Origin of the sequence: Streptomyces sp. NPDC002476 (assembly GCF_042889785.1) — a bacterium.
Taxonomy (GTDB): domain Bacteria; phylum Actinomycetota; class Actinomycetes; order Streptomycetales; family Streptomycetaceae; genus Streptomyces.
Genome location: NZ_JBIARH010000002.1, coordinates 12,474 through 25,691, shown reverse-complemented (window position 1 = coordinate 25,691; position 13,218 = coordinate 12,474). Strand labels below are relative to the sequence as shown.

The window sequence follows — 13,218 nt, the reverse complement described above, 5'->3', positions numbered from 1 at the left end:
TTGCTCGGCGCATGCGGACAGGGGCAGCGCCCGCAGACAGTTCGCGAGCAACTGCTCCGTACCCGCACCGCTTGATCATGCCGTTGGTCCGGTGCCGCTCACACCGGACCAACGGCATACCGCGGATCCGCATTCCGGTGGCCTCGCCCCGGTGGCGAAGGGAGGCCGGCGCACTCCTCCCACGACACAGACGCCGGGCCGGAGTACCGACGGACGGATGGAGAGGCATCATGCTGTCAGACGTGCTGGGACTTGCCCCCGAAGAGGCGGACACCTACCGCATTCTGGTCTCGGTGGCCTCCGCCACGCCCACCGGACTCGCCGAACTCATCGGCTGCGACATCCGTGGGGTGGTGGGCATCCTCAGCAGGCTCGAAGACCGGGGGCTCGTCGCGCGCTGCCTCGGCGACACCACTCGGTTCGCCGCCGCCCCACCGGCGGCGGCGCTGCGGGCGCCCCTGATCCAGCGGCAGAACGAGCTCAATGTGGCGAAACTCGAACTCGACTCCCTCGACGAAATCTACCGCGCGGCCACTCTCGGACGCGGCGCGGCGGAGGTCGTCGACGTGATCCACGGCGCCGAGGCCATCCGCGAGCACATCGCACACATACAGCTCGGCGCACGGAAGGAGGTCATGAACTTCGTCAAGGCGCCGTTCTTTTCGTCCGGAAACATGACCGAAGATGCGGTCATCGAACGCGGTGTCCGTTACCGGGTGATAGTCGAACGCGTGATGCTCGACGGGGGAGATCCGTCGTTCGACGAGATCACCCAGGCGCGGGCCGCCGGAGAAATGGTCCGAATCGCTGAATCAGTACCACTTAAACTCTTCATCGTGGACGGCGAGTTGGCCGTCGTCCCACTCCTCGGTTCGGCCAATGCCGCAAAGGCGGGAGCCCTGCTCGTGCACGCGTGCAGCCTGCTCGACGCGCTGATCGCACTGTTCGAGTCCGAATGGGAGAAGGCAACGCCGCTCGTCACCTCTGCGGGTGCCTTGCAGAACGCGCCCGCCATCGACGACTTGGGAGCACAGATCCTCAGTCTGTTGCTGACCGGCCTCACCGACCAGGCGATCGCCACCCAACTGCAGACCTCCATGCGGACGGTGCAGCGCCGGATCCGGCAGATGATGGACACCGCGAAAGTACAGAATCGCATGCAGTTGGGCTTTCGCGCGGCACGGCTGGGCTGGCTCGACGCCGAGCAGGACGGCGATTGAAGGTCAACCTGCCTCAGGACCGGAGCGTGCTTGAGCGCCGTGATCGTCAGCGGCTGATGTGTTGGAGGCTGAGCAGGCTCGTGGGCAGGCCCGCACCGGAGGGTGTTCGCGGGGACCTGCCCTGGAGGCGGGCCGCAAGGTTCCTGATCGCCGGGAGCCGCGCGAAAAGCGCTTCGCCGGGACAGGTGGTGGCATAGCCGTCGCGATGGCCGGAGACGGCGTCGAATTCGGTTGAAATCCCCTTGGAATAAAGACTCTTGTCGTTCGTGGATGTGAGCCGCACCTTGCTGGTGGGATCGATACCGCTCAAGCCGAGCTTCCAGGCGGCCAGGGCCGCGATCGCGCGCTCCATGGCTGCCGGCACGGGCGTGCCTCGCCCGAAGGTGCCGATCGCGGCAATGCCCGTGGTGCCCTGATTGAACCCGAGGGTGTGGGAGCCGACGACCGGGCGGTCGGCACCGCCGGCGCGGCCTTCGTAGATGGTTCCGCATTTGTCGACGAGGAAGTTGTAGCCCAGGTCTCCCCATCGCAGGTCGCGGGTCTGGCCCGCATACAGATTGCGCACGGTACGCGGGACATCGGCGCAGTCGTAGCTGTTGGGAGTGTCGGTGTGATGGATGAAGACCGCCTTCACTCCTTGCGAGTAGTGGGCATGGGGGTCGCGTTTGGTCTCGTCGGCCCGCCACTGGGTACGCGACACGACGGCCGGCCGAGGCGCTCCGTGGGGGAATGCCGCCGAGGCCGCTCCGAGGGCAGGGAACGGCAGCGCGGACTCGATGGCCAACGGCCGGACTGCTCCGGCGCGCCATGCGGAAAGGGGGCCTTCCGGTGTTGTCCCGCCGACGGTGCCGTCCGTCGTCACTCCTGGAGGCGCCGCCAGGAGAGCAGCGGCCACAGGAGCCGTGACCCACAGCGCAATTCTGCAAAAACGCACGGGAAAACCTTCTTCGTCTTTCGCCGACAGGATGGCGGGAGCGCGTATCCCCATAGCTTTGCGGTGGAAGGTCCGGCGTGCGCCCGGGGTTACTGCATGCAGGCGAGCAGGTCCCCGCCCGCGGGAGCCGCACGGTCGGTGGTGCGCAGGACGATCCGCGCGACTGCGGTGGCCGGCGAGCACGGCCGGACCGAGGCCTGGCCCCAGCATGCGGCCGGACGAGGGACGGTTGCGGCAGGAGGCTGTCCGACGAGTATCCGGATGCCCAGGACGGCGAGGAGACCCCGTCGCCCGGCGTCCCGGTGTCGGGCTCGGCGGTGCAGATCATGATGCCCGGGGCGCCGTCGGTGGTGTCGCGTACGCAGCAGTCCAGCGTCATGGCACCCACCTCCGGGTGATCGACGGTCGTGCGGGACGCCTCGCGCGGATCGGACCCGTTCCCGGAAGGCCGGGCCGACGGCGCGACTCCGGTTGCTCTGGAACGGGGACCCGGCGTGGCCGGATGGCCCTCGGCGCACTCGCGGTGGGGTACCCGGGCGCGACACCCATCCGGGTGCCGGGCATATTGCCGACCACGGAGTGGAACGGATCAATACGTGACCGAAAGTGCAAGCCCTCATATTTCGACGCCTCGGATCACGGTGCTGGCCGTGCAGCCAGGTGATCCGCCCTTCCGTATCGTGGAGATCGACCGGGAGGTCGCCAGCGCGGCCACATCGGTGACCGATGTGCTCGTCGCGGCCGCGTCCGCGGGCATCACGGTCCACGACCTCGATGACCCGGACGTGATCCGGTGGGTGGGCGGCGACAAATTCACCTGGAGGCCGCGCCATAAGGGCCGTTGGTGATCCGTGGTGGATCGGCCCGCGGCGTCGGACGTGGTGGATCGCAAGGCGCAGGGACGTCCGCATACCGGATGTACGCGGACGTCCCGACAAGGCGGCGCCGCAGCCGACGCCGCGCGCCCGCCAGGGGCGACGGCACAGCCCTCAGGTGCCCGCCACGCCGGGGAACAGGTCGAGGAACGGTTCCGCCGTGGCCGAGATGCCCCGGCCGAAGGGGGTGTCGAAGTCCCAGATCAGGAAGAGCAGAAAAGCGATCAGTGCGCTGAAGAGGCCGGCCAGCAGCAGTTCGCGGGAGGTCCTGCGGATCTGCAGCGTGAAGATCAGCCCGACGGTCACCAGCGCGCCGATGACGAGGCCGAACCAGACCACGCCGGGCATGGTCGCGCCCGCGCTCTGCCCGCGTGCGCCGCGCGCGTCGTCGACCGCGGCGACCCGGTCGACCAATGGCTGGTAGGACTCCGCCTCGTGGTCGTTCGCCGGCCGGTAGTCGGTGACGTCGGCGCGCACCCGGTCGAGCAGCCGGGTGCCCTCGGCGTCGAGGGAACCGTGCTCGGCCATCGTCCGCCACTCGTGGTGGACGACGTGGGCGACATAGGCGTCGACGTCGGCGCGGATGCGCTTGCGGACCCCGGCCGGGTACACCGAGGAGCGCGCGCTCACCTCGTGCAGCGCCTGGGCCTCCTGGCGCACGTATTCCTGGGCGGCGCTGCGGCCCTCCCAGACGCCGGCGATCGCGAGGCCCAGCACGATCGCGTAGACCACGCCGATCATCATCACCATGTACTCGATGACGTCGGGGGTCTGGGACGGGTCGTCGTCCGCGGCGACCCGGCGGTTGTTGAGCACGGCGATGGTCAGGACCACGGCGCTGACCGCGACCATGGCGATAGTGAGAACGAGCCATTCCGACATGGATGTCTCTCCGGAGGTCATCGGGAGCGGGGGCGCAGCACGGCGACGGCGAACACCGCCGGGGCCGTGATCAGCAGGGTCAGGGTGACCAGGGAGGGGCCGTGCCGCGGGACCTTGCGGGACGGCCTGCGGTGGTCCGGGTACGTCACGGGCCGGGGCGCGGCCGGCGCGGGACGTGCGGAGGGGGCGGGCGACAGGGAGGGTGGCACGGCTTCCGGTCCGGGTCGTGAGGGTTCAGGACGGGGTGATGCGGAACGCGGCGGTGCGGCCGGTTCCGGGGTCGGCGCGGGGGCCGGCGACGGTGACGGGGGAGGCGACGGCGGACGCGGTGGCGAGGGTCTCGGCGGCGGTTGTGGCGGCGGGCTGGTGCGACAGGGGCCACCGCCCGCCACGGCGACGGCCGAAGTCCCGCCGTCCTGCCCGAGGGTGGCGGACGCGCAGCTGTCCGCTCCCGCGGGTACCGGGGCGGACAACAGCCAGAGGAGCACCGCGGCGGAAGCCGGCCGGGCTATGAATGATCCGTACACGAGCGGGAGCATGTTCCCGCCGCTCGCGCGGCACGCGGTGAAGGAGTCGGAATTCCCCTGATGGTGGGACATGGCGGCGGAGCGCTTGCGGCGTCGGGGAATTCTCCGAACACCGCGGGGCCGACGGGGACTTGGCGCCGCCCCCGCGCGTCCGGTGCGGGCGCCGGGCGGTCCCCGGCAGCGTTCACGGCGGAGCGGCTGGGATACCATTCGGCTGCGATGCGGCCAAAGGCACGTGCCGCGTTGCGATGGTGACCGCGCGAAGACGCGGCAGAGGATTTCGAGGAGCGCACGGGGGAACGCGCCGGTTCTTCGACGGTGGGGCCTGTCGGACGGTCCGGGCTGCGCGCGGGGGGCCGGTTAAACGGTCGAAGCCGAAGGTCCGTTCGGTCCGAACCCGGCCGCCGTTCCGGGCATTTGCCCCGCGACCGACAGGAACTCGAAGACGTGACCGCGGGAGGGGTACGGCATGGTGCGCTCACCGGTTCGAGAAGGAAGCGGTCCGCGGTCACGTCGGTGCCGAGTGTGCCCGCGGTGGTGGCCGGTCTTTGCCCTCCTGGCAAAAGAGAGGGAAAGGCTCCGCCGGTAAGGGATTTGCCGTCTCCATTCGGGCCGGGGAACGGACGGAACTGTTCGACGCCATGGTCCGTACCTGTTCCCGACCGTCAGGTCTGTACCTTTTTTCGGTGATGTGACGACGTGATGGCACCGGGTCCGGTAAACACTGGCGAACGTGCACGGGAGGCGGATGGGGCGCACCCCCTCGGACCCTCCTCCGGTGGGCGGTTCCCCATCGGGCAACGGTACTTCACGATGACGGAGGGGTGCGCGAACGTCACGCGCAGCGACGGAGTGGTTGCACATGCCACTGGTGTGTGACCAATAACGGACGGTTAATTTCCGTTTCCGCTCGCTCTCTTGGCGGTCGATCAGTAGCCTCTGGTCCACACTGACCATGAACATGGCCGGATCGCCGTGGCGACTTGTTGGAGACATCGATGGAGCGTCCCGCCTGGGCACCGCAAGGCATAGACATTTCGGTGCCGAGCGTGTCCCGCATGTACGACTTCTATCTGGGCGGATCGCACAATTTCGAGGTGGACCGGGAAGCAGCTCGCAAGGCCATGGAGTTCATGCCGGGGCTCCCCAAGATCATGCAGGCGAATCGGGCCTTTATGCGCAGGGCCGTGCGATACGCGGTGGGCGAGGGCATCACCCAGTTCCTGGACATCGGATCCGGAATACCGACTTTCGGCAATGTGCACGAAGTCGCCCAGGCGGCCGATCCGGAGGCCCGGGTGGCATATGTCGATCACGATCCCGTTGCGGTCGCGCACAGTCAGGCCGTACTCAAGGCAAACGAACGGGCGGTGGTCGCCGCCGCCGACCTCCGCCGCCCGCGGGAGATCGTGAAGAACGCGGAGATCACCCAACTGCTCGATCTGGAGCGCCCGGTGGCCCTGCTGCTCGTCGCCGTACTCCACTTCATCCAGGATTCCGACGAGCCGCAGGCCGCGGTCGCCGAACTGCGCGAGGCACTCGCCCCCGGCAGTCTCGTCGTCATCACCCACGCCTCGTACGAGGGAATACCGCTCAGCAAGGAGCGGGCGGGCGCCGCCGTCGGCGTCTACGAGGACATCCGCAGCCCGCTGATCATGCGGTCCCGGGTTGAGGTCGCCCGGTTCTTCGAGGGGTACGAGATGGTCGAGCCGGGACTCGTGGCGATGCCGAACTGGCGACCCGACACCGCCGCGGCGCCGGACCAGGAAGATCCGTTCGCCTTCTCGGGCTTCGGCGGGGTGGGACGCAAGGCGTGAGCATCCCCGCCCAGTCGTCCGCACCGTCCGCCACGCAGGCCGACGGCGCCGAGGACCGGCTCCGCAGATTCGCCACGATCTGGAGCCGGGCCATCTTCCCCTCGACGGCCACCTCCCTGACGCGCACGGAGTTCGAACAGCATCTGCTGCCGCTGGCCCGCACCCTCAGCGACATCCTGCACGCGCGCCCCTTCGACGCGGCGCCCGCGGGCGCGGTGGGCAGCGCCCTCGTAGCCGTCCACTGCACGGACCCGGACGCGCTCAGCAGCACGCTCGGCGTCATCGACTCGTACCTGGTGCTCTACTGCGGCGGCAGCGGCGCGGCCGCCCTGCCCACCGAGGACGCACGGGCCCGCTGCTCCCGCATCCAGCACGCCGTCGCAGGCGGATTCACCCAGGCGCTGCGCGAGCGGACCCTGTCCGAGCAGGAGGCCATCGCCCGCTCGGCGCTCACCGCCCGCACCCAGGCCGAACAGGCCCTGCACGCCACCCAGGCACGCTTCCGGGCCGTGTTCGACGACGCCGCCATCGGTATCGGGATCGCGGACCTGGACGGCAATGTGCTGGAGGTCAACGACACCCTCACCCGCATGTTCGGCGGGCTCGAACACCATGTGCTCAGCCACCGCGTCGACGAGTGGGTGCACCCCGAGGACTCGCCGCAGGTGTGCAAGTACTACGGGGAGCTGGTGCGCGGCGAGCGCGAGCACTTCCGGGTCGAGAAGCCGTTCTACCGCAACGACGGCACGGTGCTGTGGACCAATCTGACGGTGTCGCTGCTGCGGGACGCCGAAGGCAGGCCCGAGTACCAGCTGGCGCTGATGGAGGACACCACCGAGCGCCGGCTGCTCAACCTGCGGCTGCGCTACGAGGCCACCCACGACGCGCTCACCGGCCTGCCCAACCGGACGCTGTTCTTCGAACGGCTGGAGAAGGCGCTGGCCGCCGAGGACGGCAGTCGCTTCGGGCTCTGCTACCTCGACCTGGACGGCTTCAAGGCGGTCAACGACAGCCTGGGGCACGCGGTGGGGGACCGGCTGCTGGTCGAGGTGGCCGACCGGCTGCAGAGCTGCGCCACCGCGCCCGGCGAGATGGTGGCCCGGCTCGGCGGCGACGAGTTCGTGGCGCTGACCACCGGAGCCGACACCCAGAAGGAGGTCGACGAACTCGCCTGCCGCATCCTGGGTGCGCTCTCCGTCCCTGTCCGGCTGGAGGGCCGCGAGCTGACCGTGCGCGGATCCATCGGGATCGTGGAGGGGCCGGCCCGGGAACGGGGCGCCGCGGAGGTGCTGCGCAGTGCCGACATCACGATGTACCGGGCCAAGTCCGCGGGCGGCAACCGCTTCGAGCTCGCCGACGCCGAGGCCGACGCCCGCGCCATCACCCGGCACGGGCTGACCACCGCCCTGCCCGCGGCCCTGGAACGCGGCGAGTTCTTCATCGAGTATCAGCCGCTCGTGCATCTGGGCGACGGCACGGTGCACGGGGCGGAGGCCCTGGTGCGCTGGTGCCATCCGCAGCACGGGGTGCTCGGTCCGGACCGGTTCATCCCGCTCGCGGAGCACACCGGCCTGATCGTGCCGCTCGGCCGCTGGGTGCTGGAGGAGTCCGTGCGCCAGGCCAACTTCTGGCAGGAGCGGCACAGCGACGGCGGCCCGCTCCGGATCAACGTCAACGTCTCGCCGACCCAGCTGCACCATCCGCGTCTGGTCGCCGAGACCGTCGACGTGCTGGAGCGGTCGGGGCTGGAACCCCGGGCGCTGTGCCTGGAGGTCACCGAGTCCGCGCTCATCGGGGCCGACGACGACCTGCTCAAGCCGCTGCGTCAACTGGCCGACATGGGCGTGGACATAGCCCTCGACGACTTCGGCACGGGCTACTCGAACCTGGCGAACCTGCGCAGGCTCCCGGTCAGCGTGCTCAAGCTGGACCGTTCCTTCACTCAAGGGATGCAGCGGCACCCGGCGGACCCGGTCGACCTGAAGATCGTCGAGGGGATCGTCTCGCTGGCGCACAGCCTCGACCTCGCGGTCACGGTGGAGGGCGTGGAGACCGGGGCGCAGGCCGAGCAGCTGCGGAACCTGGGCTGCGACACGGCCCAGGGCTGGTACTACGCGCGGCCCGGCGCTCCGGACCGGATCCACTCGCTGCTGCTGGCCGACGCGGTGTGAGCGGGGCGGCCGACGGACGTCCGCCCGGCGGCGGGCCCCGGGGCGGGGATCACGAGGCGGCCCGGGACCGGACGCGCCGTCCGCCCCGCGCAGAGCCTGTCGGGCGACCTTCGATCGGTCAGGGCCACTCGACAGGCTCTCAGCCGTCGGAGAGGTCGGACGTGCCCGTCCGGCTGGCCAGCAGCACCCTCTGCAGCTCGCGGGCCGCGCGCGGCGGCGCCACGTCGCTGCGGTGCGCCAGCGCGATCGTGCGCCGCAGCCCCGGGCGGGCCAGCGGGGTCGTCCGCAGCCCGTGCCCGGCCCGGCGGGCGACCATGCTCGGCACCACCGCGATCCCCAGCCCCGCCCGGACGAAGCCGAGCACCGCGTCCATCTCCCCGCCCTCCACCGTGAACGAGGGCTCGAAGCCCTCCGCCCGGCAGGCCGCGACTGTGAGCTCGCGCAGGTCGTAGCCGTGCCGGAACATCACCAGGGGCTCGCCCTGGAGGTCGGAGATCGCCACGCTCCCGCCCCGGCCGGGCCGCGGCGCATGCGCCGACGACACCACGACCAGGTCCTCCTGGAGCAGCTCGACCGTGGTGAGCGCGGGTGAGGAGGCGGGCAGCGGCAGCACCACCAGGGCGAGATCGAGTGCGCCGCGGGCCAGTTCCCGCACCAGGTCCAGCGAGCCGCCCTCCTCCAGGAGCAGCCGGATGCCCGGGTGCCGGTCGTGGAAGGCGCGCAGCACGTCGGGGAGCAGACCCGTGCAGAGGCTCGGCGTCGCGCCCAGCCGCACCCGGCCCCGCCGGAGCTGGGCCAGCTCCTGCACCTCGTGGCGCGCGGTGTCGGCGTCCGCCAGGATGCGGCGGGCCAGCGGAAGCAGCGCCTCGCCCGCGTCGGTGAGCGTGATGTTGCCGCGGGCCCGGCTGAACAGCTCCGCCCCCAGCTCGGTCTCCAGCGCCCGGATCTGCTGGGAGAGCGAGGGCTGCGAGACGTGCACCGCCTCGGCGGCACGGGTGAAGTGCAGGGTCTCGGCGACCGCCACGAAATAGACCAGCTGCTGGAACTGCATGGACGCACCTTAACCACCAGCAATAGCCAAAGCCTATGAAGATGAGCTGTTTCATGTCTTGGACCGATGAGGCCGTTCGGCCCTAGCGTCGTGTCCATGGCATCGGCAACAGGGACGGACCGACGGCCGTCCATGACGCGTACGCTCTGGGACTCCTCCGTCGGCAAGAAGACGATCATGGCCGTGAGCGGCCTGATCATGCTCCTCTACTTGGTCGCCCACATGGTCGGCAACCTGAAGATCTTCTTCGGTTCCGGCGAGTTCAATCGCTACGCGCACTGGCTGCGGACCATGGGTGAGCCCGTCCTGCACTACGAGTGGGCGCTGTGGCTGCTGCGCCTCGTGCTCGTCGCCGCGGTGGTGCTGCACGCCGTCTCCGCGTACCAGCTGAGCCGCCGCGACATCCGGGCCCGCCCCGTCGCGTATGTCCACAAGAGGCCGCGCGCCAGCTACGCCACCCGGACCATGCGCTGGGGCGGGATCATCCTCGGCCTCTTCATCGTGTGGCACATCCTCGACCTGACGACGGGCACGGTGCACTCCGGCGGGTTCCAGCCCGGGCACCCGTACCAGAACGTCGTCGACACCTTCTCCACCTGGTACGGCAACGTCATCTACATCGTCGCCGTGGTCGCCCTCGGGTTCCACGTCCGGCACGGCTTCTGGAGCGCCGCCCAGACCCTCGGTGCGGGCAACGCGGCCCGCGACCGCCTTCTCAGGACCCTTGCCGACATCCTCGCCCTGGCGCTGACGGTGGGCTTCGTCTCCGTACCCGTCGCCGTCATGACCGGAGCCGTGAGCTGACATGACCGACTACACGCACTACGAGACCGGCGCGCCCGTCACCGACACCAAGGCCCCCGACGGACCGGTCGCCGAACGCTGGGACACCCGTCGCTTCCAGGCCAGGCTGGTCAACCCGGCCAACCGCCGCAAGCACACCGTCATCGTCGTCGGAACCGGCCTGGCCGGCGGCTCGGCCGGCGCGACCCTCGCCGAGCAGGGCTACCACGTCGTCCAGTTCTGCTTCCAGGACTCGCCCCGCCGCGCCCACTCCGTCGCCGCCCAGGGCGGTATCAACGCCGCGAAGAACTACCGCAACGACGGCGACTCGATCCACCGCCTCTTCTACGACACGGTCAAGGGCGGCGACTTCCGCGCCCGTGAGTCCAACGTCCACCGGCTCGCCCAGATCTCCGTGGAGATCATCGACCAGTGCGTCGCCCAGGGAGTCCCCTTCGCCCGCGAGTACGGCGGCCTCCTCGACAACCGCTCCTTCGGCGGCGTCCAGGTCTCCCGCACCTTCTACGCCCGCGGCCAGACCGGACAGCAGCTCCTGCTCGGCGCCTACCAGGCGCTGTCGCGGCAGATCGCCGCGGGCAACGTCGAGATGCACGCCCGCACCGAGATGCTCGACCTGATCGTGGTCGACGGCCGGGCCCGCGGCATCGTCGCCCGCGACCTCGTCACCGGGAAGATCGACACCTACTTCGCCGACGCCGTCGTCCTGGCCAGCGGCGGATACGGCAACGTCTTCTACCTGTCGACGAACGCCATGAACTCCAACGCCACCGCCATCTGGCGGGCCCACCGCCGCGGCGCGTACTTCGCCAACCCCTGCTTCACCCAGATCCACCCCACCTGCATCCCGCGCACCGGCGACCACCAGTCCAAGCTGACGCTGATGAGCGAGTCGCTGCGCAACGACGGCCGCATCTGGGTGCCTAAGGCCAAGGGCGACGACCGCCCCGCCAACGAGATCCCCGAGGACGAGCGCGACTACTACCTGGAGCGCATCTACCCCTCCTTCGGGAACCTCGTGCCCCGCGACATCGCCTCCCGGGCCGCGAAGAACGTCTGTGACGAGGGGCGCGGCGTGGGACCGGGCGGCCAGGGCGTCTACCTGGACTTCGCCGATGCCGTCCAGCGCATGGGCCGGGCCGGGGTGGAGGAGAAGTACGGCAACCTCTTCGACATGTACGCGCGGATCACCGCGGAGAACCCGTACGAGACACCGATGCGGATCTACCCGGCCGTGCACTACACGATGGGCGGACTCTGGGTCGACTACGACCTCCAGACCACCGTCCCCGGCCTCTTCGCCATCGGCGAGGCCAACTTCTCCGACCACGGCGCCAACCGCCTCGGCGCGTCCGCGCTGATGCAGGGGCTCGCCGACGGGTACTTCGTCCTGCCCTCCACCATCAACGACTACCTGGCCCGCAACCCGCACCACGACGACGTCGACGCCTCGCACCCCGCGGTCGAGGAGGCCGTCGCAGAGACCGAGGACCGGCTCAACCTGCTGCTCTCCGTCGACGGTGACCGCACTCCCGACTCCTTCCACCGCGAGATCGGCGAGCTGATGTGGGAGTACTGCGGCATGGCCCGCGACGAACGGGGGCTGCGCACGGCGCTCGCGCGGATTCCGGAGATCCGCGAGGAGTTCTGGCGCCGGATCAAGGTGCCGGGCACCGGCGACGAGCTCAATCAGTCCCTGGAGAAGGCCAACCGCATCGTCGACTACCTGGAGCTCGCGGAGCTCATGTGCCTCGACGCCCTGCACCGCACCGAGTCCTGCGGAGGCCACTTCCGCGAGGAGTCCCAGACCCCGGACGGCGAGGCCGCCCGCCGCGACGAGGACTTCTCGTACGCCGCCGCCTGGGAGTTCTCCGGCACCGGCGAGGCACCCCTCCTGCACAAGGAGGACCTCGTCTTCGAGTACGTCCACCCCACCCAGCGGAGCTACGCATGAAGCTCACCCTGCGCGTCTGGCGCCAGAAGAACGCCGACGCCACCGGAGCCATGTCCACCTACGAGGTGGACGGCATCTCGCAGGACATGTCGTTCCTCGAAATGCTCGACATCCTCAACGAACAGCTCATCCTCGCCGGTGACGACCCCGTCGCCTTCGACCACGACTGCCGCGAGGGCATCTGCGGCGCCTGCAGTCTCGTCATCAACGGCGATGCCCACGGCCCCGAGCGCACTACCACCTGCCAGCTCCACATGCGGTCCTTCGAGGACGGCGACACCATCGACATCGAACCCTGGCGCGCCTCCGCGTTCCCGGTCGTCAAGGACCTGGTCGTGGACCGCTCGGCCTTCGACCGGATCATCCAGGCCGGCGGCTACATCTCCGCCCCGACCGGCACCGCCCCCGAGGCACACGCCGCTTCGGTGCCCAAGCCGGACGCCGACTTCGCCTTCGAGCACGCCGAGTGCATCGGCTGCGGCGCCTGCGTCGCCGCCTGCCCCAACGGTTCGGCGATGCTCTTCACCTCGGCGAAGATCAACCACCTCAACGTCCTGCCGCAGGGCGCCCCCGAGCGCGAGACCCGGGTCCTCGACATGGTCGCGCGGATGGACGACGAGGGCTTCGGCGGCTGCACCCTCACCGGCGAGTGCGCCACCGCCTGCCCGAAGGGCATCCCGCTGCCGTCGATCGCCGCCATGAACAAGGAGTGGCTGCGGGCGACCCGGAAGGCGCGTCGCTGAGAAGGCGTCGGGTTCCTGGCCCCGGAGGCCGCCCACCTCCGGGACCAGGAATTCACTGGACGTCCCGCGGGGTCAGGACGTCACGGCGAGGTCGTCCGCGTGGACGGCGCCCTGCCCGTACCAGCCGTGCACATGGACGGTCACCTTGCCGGTCGAGCCGGTCGTGAACGTGACGGACCGCCTGGCGTAGCCGTCCGACGAGCCCCAGGTGTTCGCCGACGCCGAGGCCGACGTCGAGCAGCG

General features: G+C 70.0%; 11 protein-coding genes. 7 read left to right on the top strand and 4 right to left on the bottom strand.

Annotated elements, in window-relative coordinates; translation table 11 throughout:
- Positions 1–230: 230 nt before the first annotated feature.
- Positions 231–1,220: a helix-turn-helix domain-containing protein gene (locus ACFYXM_RS02090; protein WP_389285993.1), complete on the top strand. Its 990-nt coding sequence runs from the start codon at positions 231–233 to the stop codon at positions 1,218–1,220.
- A gap of 46 nt (positions 1,221–1,266) precedes the next feature.
- Here the strand turns inward: ACFYXM_RS02090 and ACFYXM_RS02085 are convergent, their stop codons facing one another.
- Positions 1,267–1,920 (bottom strand): peptidoglycan recognition protein, encoded by a 654-nt coding sequence (locus ACFYXM_RS02085; protein ID WP_389285991.1) that lies wholly within the window; start codon positions 1,918–1,920, stop codon positions 1,267–1,269.
- An 830-nt stretch (positions 1,921–2,750) separates the two neighbouring features.
- Here ACFYXM_RS02085 and ACFYXM_RS02080 point away from each other — a divergent pair.
- Positions 2,751–3,002: a hypothetical protein gene (locus ACFYXM_RS02080; RefSeq protein WP_389285989.1), complete on the top strand. Its 252-nt coding sequence runs from the start codon at positions 2,751–2,753 to the stop codon at positions 3,000–3,002.
- Positions 3,003–3,143: 141 nt separating this feature from the next.
- On the opposite strand, the gene ACFYXM_RS02075 is transcribed toward ACFYXM_RS02080, so the two are convergent.
- Together ACFYXM_RS02075 and ACFYXM_RS02070 are read right to left on the bottom strand one after the other, a co-directional pair.
- Complete coding sequence (locus tag ACFYXM_RS02075) at positions 3,144–3,911, bottom strand: hypothetical protein (protein ID WP_389285987.1); 768 nt, start codon at positions 3,909–3,911, stop codon at positions 3,144–3,146.
- Between the two features lie 17 nt (positions 3,912–3,928).
- Positions 3,929–4,060 carry a hypothetical protein gene (locus tag ACFYXM_RS02070; protein WP_389285985.1) on the bottom strand — a complete coding sequence of 44 codons (132 nt, stop codon included), beginning with the start codon at positions 4,058–4,060 and terminating at the stop codon, positions 3,929–3,931.
- A 1,376-nt stretch (positions 4,061–5,436) separates the two neighbouring features.
- On the opposite strand from ACFYXM_RS02070, the gene ACFYXM_RS02065 reads away from it, so the two are divergent.
- Positions 5,437–6,255 (top strand): SAM-dependent methyltransferase, encoded by an 819-nt coding sequence (locus ACFYXM_RS02065; protein WP_389285983.1) that lies wholly within the window; start codon positions 5,437–5,439, stop codon positions 6,253–6,255.
- Positions 6,252–8,426, top strand: a complete 2,175-nt coding sequence (locus ACFYXM_RS02060) for a putative bifunctional diguanylate cyclase/phosphodiesterase (protein WP_389285981.1) — start codon at positions 6,252–6,254, stop codon at positions 8,424–8,426. The genes ACFYXM_RS02065 and ACFYXM_RS02060 overlap by 4 nt, the downstream gene beginning before the upstream one ends.
- Before the next feature lie 139 nt (positions 8,427–8,565).
- On the opposite strand, the gene ACFYXM_RS02055 is transcribed toward ACFYXM_RS02060, so the two are convergent.
- Positions 8,566–9,477, bottom strand: coding sequence for a LysR family transcriptional regulator (locus ACFYXM_RS02055; protein ID WP_389285979.1), 912 nt, complete (start codon positions 9,475–9,477; stop codon positions 8,566–8,568).
- Positions 9,478–9,573: 96 nt separating this feature from the next.
- On the opposite strand from ACFYXM_RS02055, the gene ACFYXM_RS02050 reads away from it, so the two are divergent.
- Genes ACFYXM_RS02050 through ACFYXM_RS02040 form a run of 3 tightly spaced genes read left to right on the top strand, consistent with a single transcriptional unit; the run spans position 9,574 to position 12,975 of the window.
- On the top strand, positions 9,574–10,281 hold the full coding sequence (locus tag ACFYXM_RS02050) for a succinate dehydrogenase (RefSeq protein WP_389285978.1): 708 nt from the start codon (positions 9,574–9,576) through the stop codon (positions 10,279–10,281).
- A 1-nt stretch (position 10,282) separates the two neighbouring features.
- Positions 10,283–12,232: a fumarate reductase/succinate dehydrogenase flavoprotein subunit gene (locus ACFYXM_RS02045; protein WP_389285976.1), complete on the top strand. Its 1,950-nt coding sequence runs from the start codon at positions 10,283–10,285 to the stop codon at positions 12,230–12,232.
- The gene (locus ACFYXM_RS02040; protein ID WP_389285974.1) at positions 12,229–12,975 is read left to right on the top strand and encodes a succinate dehydrogenase/fumarate reductase iron-sulfur subunit; all 747 of its coding nucleotides are present in this window, start codon (positions 12,229–12,231) and stop codon (positions 12,973–12,975) included. The genes ACFYXM_RS02045 and ACFYXM_RS02040 overlap by 4 nt, the downstream gene beginning before the upstream one ends.
- Positions 12,976–13,218 lie beyond the last annotated feature (243 nt).

Coding starts and splice junctions, on each gene's coding strand:
- ACFYXM_RS02090 (WP_389285993.1), top strand. CDS start 231: ATGCTGTCAGACGTGCTGGGACTTGCCCCCGAAGAGGCGGACACCTAC.
- ACFYXM_RS02075 (WP_389285987.1), bottom strand. CDS start 3,911: ATGTCGGAATGGCTCGTTCTCACTATCGCCATGGTCGCGGTCAGCGCC.
- ACFYXM_RS02065 (WP_389285983.1), top strand. CDS start 5,437: ATGGAGCGTCCCGCCTGGGCACCGCAAGGCATAGACATTTCGGTGCCG.
- ACFYXM_RS02055 (WP_389285979.1), bottom strand. CDS start 9,477: ATGCAGTTCCAGCAGCTGGTCTATTTCGTGGCGGTCGCCGAGACCCTG.
- ACFYXM_RS02050 (WP_389285978.1), top strand. CDS start 9,574: ATGGCATCGGCAACAGGGACGGACCGACGGCCGTCCATGACGCGTACG.
- ACFYXM_RS02045 (WP_389285976.1), top strand. CDS start 10,283: ATGACCGACTACACGCACTACGAGACCGGCGCGCCCGTCACCGACACC.
- ACFYXM_RS02040 (WP_389285974.1), top strand. CDS start 12,229: ATGAAGCTCACCCTGCGCGTCTGGCGCCAGAAGAACGCCGACGCCACC.